This window comes from Photobacterium sp. OFAV2-7, assembly GCF_022347985.1.
In the GTDB taxonomy this organism is placed as follows: domain Bacteria; phylum Pseudomonadota; class Gammaproteobacteria; order Enterobacterales; family Vibrionaceae; genus Photobacterium.
The window spans coordinates 1-7081 of record NZ_JAKRFQ010000186.1; the positions used below are offsets into that span (position 1 = coordinate 1).

Sequence of the window (7081 nt, forward strand, 5' to 3'; positions counted from 1 at the left end):
TTCCAGTCGCTCCAGTCAAAGTTATTTAACTCAGCAGAGTAGAAAAAACCATGCGAGGTATATCTGATTGAGTCGGTGAAAAGCATGTACTGTTCGCGTTCCTGTGATCTGGAAACCATCAGGATCACATCCTCTTCTCCATGCCGTATACGCTCCAGCCCTCTTTGAAATGGGTACACATTTACAAGGGTGTGTTTGTTAAGGCGTTCGAAGAGTTCATTAACAATCGCGACGGCAATTCCACCTGTTGCTTCGGCTCCTTGCTTGCCTTCTGTCCAAGGGGGATAGGGATCGCCAGCAACTCTTATAGTTTGTTCTTTGGCCAAAGATAGGGAACTGTTGCAAGTAAGAAATAATAAGATAGGCACGATAGCCCTGTTTTTTGTAACCATCCAGCTCTCCTTGTCTGGGCTGTAATAATCTTTCGATTGCCTGTGCGTAAGTGGCACTGCATTAACTTGCATTAAGTGTAGATGAATTTTTCAATATGCGAGGTGAGACTAGGGGGGATGATGGATTGCCTGTGATGAAGGCGACTGAATAATGCCATGCTTGGGCAAAGTTTTTGTTGACCTTAGACCCGACTCCAAGGTTTATAGTTATTGTATTGAATATAGAAAGCATACCGAGGAGAGGAACCATGTGTGCTCAATGCAATAACAAAAAACCACATATCCATACCAAGTCAGCGGCAGTCAGTGCCAGTTCAGTACAGGTAGAGAGTGGTACAATACAAGATTGTTGTAGTTCATCTGTAACAACGGCTGCAACCGAGTCATCTAATTCTGGCTGCTGTAGTGATCCTGGTGCTGATGAGGAACCCGCTGCCGGTAGATCGTCTGTAAACGCCATTCATGCTCACCCTGGCGCCATTGTAAAACCGGTATTCTCTATCTCATCAGCGTCTCTGGTGCAGCCTTCAGTTGTGTCAGAACTACCGAAAAGCCATTCTGCTTCAGACTACGAACCACAACAATCATCGAACAGCTGTTCGGGCGGCGATTGTTGCAGCGTTACTGCCAGTGCAGAAGAAGAGCAGGTACATGAACCTGAATTAATGCAGTCTGCCCAGATAATCACATTTAGTTGGAAAGTTCAGAATATGGACTGTCCTAGCTGTGCCAGCAAACTGGAAAAAGCCTTGTCAGGCCTTGATGGTATTGAAACCGCCAAGGTCATGTTTGCAACCGAAAAGCTCATCGTTAACTGCAAATCTGACAGTTTAGTTGGCATTATTGAAGCTAAAGCGAAAGAAACGGGTTTTCCGCTGATCTCAACCCGTAACAAAGACAGTGAAGCAGAAAGTAAGAGTATTCTGCAGCAGAATCTACCCATCATCGCAATTGCGGCGATGATGCTGGCATCGTTTATCATCGACAAAAGCTCGGAAACCTATGGGCTCATCGCCTTTACGCTTACCACCTTGCTAGGCTTAATCCCTATTGTCAAAAAAGCTATCGTTCTCGGAAAAGGGGGCTCACCGTTTTCTATTGAGACCCTGATGAGTGTAGCTGCCATTGGTGCGCTCTACCTGGGCGAGACTGCGGAAGCAGCTATGGTTTTGCTTCTGTTTCTGGTTGGTGAGCAACTGGAAGGTTATGCCTCGGCACGTGCCAGAAGCGGGGTAAAAGCCCTGATGGATTTGGTTCCGGAAAAGGCAACAGTGATACGCGCCGACGGCACCAAGGAGAAAGTAGCAGCCGAAGATTTGAAAAAAGGCGATGTAATTGAGGTGGCTCCCGGTGGTCGTTTGCCGGCCGATGCCGAGGTGGTCGATATTACAGCTAGCTTTGATGAAAGTGCATTAACGGGCGAGTCAGTGCCTGTTGAGCGGCAGCCTGGTGAACAGGTGATGGCCGGCTCGCTGGTAACAGATAAAGTGGTGCGACTGAAGATTACGTCGGAGCAGGGTGACAACGCGATAGATCGTATTTTGCACCTGATTGAAGATGCCGAATCACGAAAAGCACCGTTAGAGCGTTTTATTGACCGCTTCAGCCGCTGGTATACCCCGGCAATGATTATGTTGGCCGCGCTGGTGATTGTGGTACCGCCTATGCTGTTTGGTCAGCCATGGAATGAGTGGCTCTACAAAGGCCTGACTTTGCTGTTGATTGCCTGCCCATGCGCCTTGGTTATTTCGATTCCGGCTGCGATTACCTCGGGCTTGGCTGCGGCTGCCCGACGTGGTGCCTTGATTAAAGGTGGAGCGGCACTGGAGCAGTTGGGTCATATCGAGACCGTTGCCTTCGATAAGACCGGTACGTTGACTCAGGGGAAGCCGGTCATGACCGATATTGTCTGCTGGGATGGTGACGAAGATAGATTGCTGCGTCAGTCTGCTGCTGTCGAGGCCGGTTCTTTGCACCCTCTCGCTCAGGCGGTTGTCGATGCGGCTAAACAGCGCGGACTGCCGGTTGTAGAGGCCAATGAGCGCGAGGCCCTGCCGGGACGTGGGATCCAGGGAACGGTTGAAGGTGATACGTTGCTGCTGGCTGCTGCTGACAGGCTGCCTGAGTCGGTTACCCTTAATCCGACCCAGCAAACGGAGTCCGAACAGTTGGAAGGAGAAGGCAAGACACTGGTCGTTGCCGTTCGAAATGGTGAGCCTGTTGGTCTTATTGCCTGGCGCGATAACTTACGAGATGACACCCACTCAGCGATTAGAGATTTGAAGGCGATGGGGATCCATACTGTTATGCTGACGGGGGACAACCCACGAGCCGCTGCCGCCATTGCCGGTGAGATTGACATCGACTACCGTGCTGGCTTGCTACCTGCCGACAAAGTCAATGAAGTGCAGCTTGCCAATCAGAGTGCGAAAGTCGCGATGGTCGGGGATGGCATTAACGATGCGCCAGCAATGAAAACAGCATCCATTGGCATTGCGATGGGAGGCGGTACCGACGTAGCGCTTGAAACGGCAGATGCGGCCTTGACCCATAATAGGGTATCGGAGCTTCCGGCGATGATTGCTCTGTCACGGGCGACACTTGCCAATATCCACCAAAATATTGTGATAGCACTTGGGCTAAAGGGAGTATTCCTTGTCACTACTTTACTCGGTATGACAGGCCTTTGGGTTGCAGTTTTGGCTGACAGCGGGGCAACAGCGCTTGTCACACTGAATGCCCTCAGACTGCTTCGCTTTAAAGTGAAGGGTGAATAGTAGGCGCATCAGACCGATTAATTGCCTTAAGAGCACCACCATGGTGGTGCTTTTTTTTGTGATGAAAAGCATAGGTAATCGATTTAATGTGATTGCTGTCACTTTTTTATGAAAGATGAAATTAAACCTATTTCAATCATTGTGACCTCTGTCACTAAAATCTGTCATTCTATCGGCTATCGTTAACATGTGTTTTGAGAATGCTCTTATTAGAGTATTGTCAAAACACAATTTTTTTTGATAAATAGCCGCGGGCCTCAAATTTCCCTATCGCGCGGTAACAGTATAAGAAAGGATATGATTATGTCTGACAACGCAGTTTTCCATCTAGGTGTGAACAAAGAAGATCTGAACGGTGCAGAACTAGCAATTATTCCAGGCGATCCAGCACGTGTTGAAAAAATTGCTAACCTAATGGATAACCCTGAGTTCCTGGCAAGTGCACGTGAATACACAGTTTACCGCGCTAAGCTTGACGGCAAGTCTGTTGTTGTTTGTTCAACAGGTATCGGTGGTCCATCTACGTCTATCGCTGTTGAAGAGCTGGCTCAGCTAGGTGTTCGTACCTTCCTGCGTGTAGGTACAACTGGTGCAATCCAGCCACACATCAACGTTGGTGACATGATCGTATCAACAGGCTCTGTTCGTCTGGACGGTGCTAGCCTTCACTTCGCTCCAATGGAGTTCCCAGCAGTAGCAGACTTCGACGTTGCAACTGCAATGAAAGCAGCATGTGATGCCGACGGTGCAACCGTACACACAGGTGTAACAGCATCTTCAGATACGTTCTACCCAGGTCAGGAGCGTTACGATACATTCTCAGGCCGTGTTGTACGCCGTTTCCAGGGTTCAATGGATGAGTGGCAGCAAATGGGGGTTCTGAACTTCGAAATGGAGTCAGCAACACTGCTAACCATGTGTGCAAGCTCAGGTCTACGTGCAGGTTGTGTAGCTGGTGTTATCATCAACCGTACTCAGAAAGAAATCCCAGATCACGCTACGCTGAAAGAAACAGAAGCGCGTTCTATCAAAGTGGTAGTTGAAGCCGCTCGTCGCATGCTGGCCGAGTAATAGTTATCACTGGTTATTTGCCTCAATCTCTTTATCGGGAATGCTCATTTATGTATATAAACTCCGCGTTCCCTCTGCGACCTTGAGGCAAATTCCTGCGTGCTAACAAGCCTTATTGATTAGGGCGCCACTAAACACATTAAACCGATGCTCAGGCATCGGTTTTTTTGTATATGGAGGCTTTACGTCAAATTCGTCGGGCACTAGGTGTGCTGAATGGATTAATGCCGCGCTCGGAAGTGCCATTCCTCATCGCTGATGTCGTTGATGACAGCTTTCTTGATTGATTTGTCGATATCGGGGGAGTTGAGATCGTAGAGCCCACAAAGTGCCAAGGCTTTTCGTTTGTCCACGGCGCTACCCAAATATTCATAGAGTACTCTGGCGCAGCAGGGCATGCGCTCGCCACTGCCGGAGACGCCAAGCTTCAGGCCGGTTAACCGGGAAATACGGTTCTTAAATGTTGGAAACAGAATTGTCTGGGAAATCTCATGGCCGGTCAGCGATTCATAGTCCACCATGAAGATGCGATCGGTAAGAAAATGTGCCATTCCCAAATAGATTGCGTGGCAAGGCTGGTCGTGGGGGCTTTCAACCAACCGTTCGGTACGCTGGTAGTATACTTTGTCGCTGCGTTTTTCAAAGCAAACCAAAGTTCGCAACAGGTTTCCTGGGCAAGCAAATGATTGGTAATACTCAAAATAGTAGCCAAGGTACTTATCTAATCCGGCGCTGCCCACTTGACTGAGGTGCTCCAGATGGGGAACCTCCGGCAAGGTTGTGGTTTCAGACATTGCAGCTCTGGGGCGTACCTGGAGTAAACGCTGAAACTGACTATGAGGCATCAGGATCTCATGCTCTTCTACCCCAAAAAAATCGCAAAATTTACGCATGTTGCTGGCTGAGGGTTTAGAGCGAGCGCTCAGATAGCGATTAAATTGGGGACGGTTAATGTTAAGGCGGCGACAGACTTCGGCTATCGACTTATAGTAGCTGCACAATAGCCGCAGGTTGCGTGCAAAGTCATTGTTCATTGTAATGCGTACCTCGTAGATCCATCGCAAGATAGTATTTCATGACACTAATCTATATAGACAACAGTAGTTGTTATTGCTCTTGTCGTATTACCTGGTCAGCTCACCACAGAGCGGCCGTTGTAATGCGTCGCGTATAGCATCGACCCCTAGCGATTGGCTTAACAGGTAATGCATTTTGGCGAAGGCTGCTTCCAGGGTCATATCGGCACCTGGGACTACGCCAATTCGATTGAGCGTGGCACCCGTTGCATAGGCTCCTTGGCTGACTTTGCCTTGCGAGCATTGAGTGATGTTTAATACAGCTATGCCTCTATCTGAGGCCCGTTGCAACGTCTGGATCAGGGCTTTATTGGCATCGGGTGGGTTTCCGCTGCCATAGGTTTGCAAAATAAGCCCCCTGACTGACGTGTCATCCACCATTGCTTCAACTGGGCGGGCTGTCATTCCCGGATAGGTCTGCACGATGGCTACCGCTTCAGCATCAAACTCCGGAATAAGCAGTGACGGCACCTTCCTTTCCAATAGTAAGCTCTGTTGCAAGTCTATATGGATCCCCACTCGGGCTAACCACGGAAAGTTGGGGGAGTCAAAGGCATCAAAGCCGGCACTTTGGATCTTTGAACTGCGGTTACCACGCAATAAGCGCCCGTTAAAATAAATGCAGACTTCCGGAATATCGTAGTTAGCAGCCAGTAGCAGGGCGGTGATCAGGTTATCCTGTGCATCGTTGCGCAATTCTAGTAAAGGGATTTGGGAGCCAGTGAGTATAACTGGCTTATCTATGCCCTGTAAGATGAAGGAAAGTGCTGATGCGGTGTAGGCCATGGTGTCAGTCCCATGCAGCACGACAAAGCCGTCGTAATCTTGCCAGTGGATAGCCAGGAGTTGGCCAATTTGGGTCCAGTCTGTCGGCGTCAAGTTTGCGCTGTCAATCAATTGGCTACATTCAATGACGTCAAATTTTGGCAGCTTATCGACGGCTCCTGTTTTTAGCTGTTGCGCCACAAGGTCATGAAACCCGGCCATCGGCAGATATCCCTTGTCAGTCGACTGCATACCAATGGTGCCACCAGTATAAATAACCAAGATGCGGCGTTTCATTCGCTCGGTGTGCCAGTCATGATCTATGCGCGTATTCATCAGGCTTAACTCCATAAAAATAAAGGATGGAAACATCTTTAGTGTGTTGGGTAGGAATGTAACGGGTGCCTGGGGAAGAAACAGGTATTGGTTGATTACAGGCATCATTGCCGAGTGAGTATCCCTACGTGTTACTGAGCGAAGCTATTTCAGCATGTATAGCCCACTAATGTAATTTGACTAACTGAAGTTAAAAGTAGCAGCTTAGCGCGTAAGTAGCGCCAATAAGCGCCAACTGGATGTTATCGCATTGCTCTAATCGAATCTGACCAGCACATTATTGCCAAGGTGAGAATGGTGTTGCCTGAATTGTGAGCTTTGCTGTTGAAAAAACAGACTGCGCTGCATATATTTTATACACATACCGACGGTCGGTCGGTGGTGGGTGTCACTGGGAATGTGTAGAGAAGAGCCTTATGGCGAGAGTAGTTAAAGCAGCAGACGAGAGACGTAGCGAGTTTATTACAGCAGCGCAAACCTTGTTTTATAGCAAGGGGTATGAGAGCACATCAGTAAATGATCTGATTAACGCTGTCGGTGTCTCAAAAGGTGCTTTCTATCATTACTTTGATTCCAAGCAGGCGGTGCTGGAGGCCCTGGTTGATGACATGCAACTGCAGTATCAAGCTGTGGTTGGCGATCTCATAACGTCACCGGATCTCGA

The 7081-nt window shown here is 48.8% G+C and carries 6 protein-coding genes; 3 read left to right on the forward strand and 3 right to left on the reverse strand.

The window, feature by feature from the left end; translation table 11 throughout:
- On the reverse strand, positions 1 to 392 hold a 392-nt coding region (locus tag MHN01_RS11650), incomplete at its 3' end, for a transporter substrate-binding domain-containing protein (RefSeq protein ID WP_239411506.1).
- Positions 393 to 640: 248 nt separating this feature from the next.
- Between MHN01_RS11650 and MHN01_RS11655 the strand changes: the two genes are divergently transcribed.
- Together MHN01_RS11655 and udp are read left to right on the forward strand one after the other, a co-directional pair.
- Entirely contained in the window at positions 641 to 3169 is a 2529-nt protein-coding gene (locus MHN01_RS11655) for a zinc/cadmium/mercury/lead-transporting ATPase (RefSeq protein ID WP_239411507.1), read from the forward strand.
- Between the two features lie 303 nt (positions 3170 to 3472).
- Positions 3473 to 4240, forward strand: coding sequence for a uridine phosphorylase (gene udp / locus MHN01_RS11660; RefSeq protein ID WP_075765277.1), 768 nt, complete (start codon positions 3473 to 3475; stop codon positions 4238 to 4240).
- Between the two features lie 221 nt (positions 4241 to 4461).
- On the opposite strand, the gene MHN01_RS11665 is transcribed toward udp, so the two are convergent.
- Positions 4462 to 5274 (reverse strand): helix-turn-helix transcriptional regulator, encoded by an 813-nt coding sequence (locus tag MHN01_RS11665; protein ID WP_239411508.1) that lies wholly within the window; start codon positions 5272 to 5274, stop codon positions 4462 to 4464.
- Between the two features lie 90 nt (positions 5275 to 5364).
- A complete protein-coding gene (gene ansA, locus MHN01_RS11670; RefSeq protein ID WP_239411509.1) occupies positions 5365 to 6417 on the reverse strand; it encodes an asparaginase in 1053 nt (350 codons plus the stop codon).
- 416 nt (positions 6418 to 6833) lie between these two features.
- Between ansA and MHN01_RS11675 the strand changes: the two genes are divergently transcribed.
- On the forward strand, positions 6834 to 7081 hold a 248-nt coding region (locus tag MHN01_RS11675; RefSeq protein WP_239411510.1), incomplete at its 3' end, for a TetR/AcrR family transcriptional regulator.

Coding starts and splice junctions, on each gene's coding strand:
- MHN01_RS11655 (WP_239411507.1), top strand. CDS start 641: ATGTGTGCTCAATGCAATAACAAAAAACCACATATCCATACCAAGTCA.
- udp (WP_075765277.1), top strand. CDS start 3,473: ATGTCTGACAACGCAGTTTTCCATCTAGGTGTGAACAAAGAAGATCTG.
- MHN01_RS11665 (WP_239411508.1), bottom strand. CDS start 5,274: ATGAACAATGACTTTGCACGCAACCTGCGGCTATTGTGCAGCTACTAT.
- ansA (WP_239411509.1), bottom strand. CDS start 6,417: ATGAATACGCGCATAGATCATGACTGGCACACCGAGCGAATGAAACGC.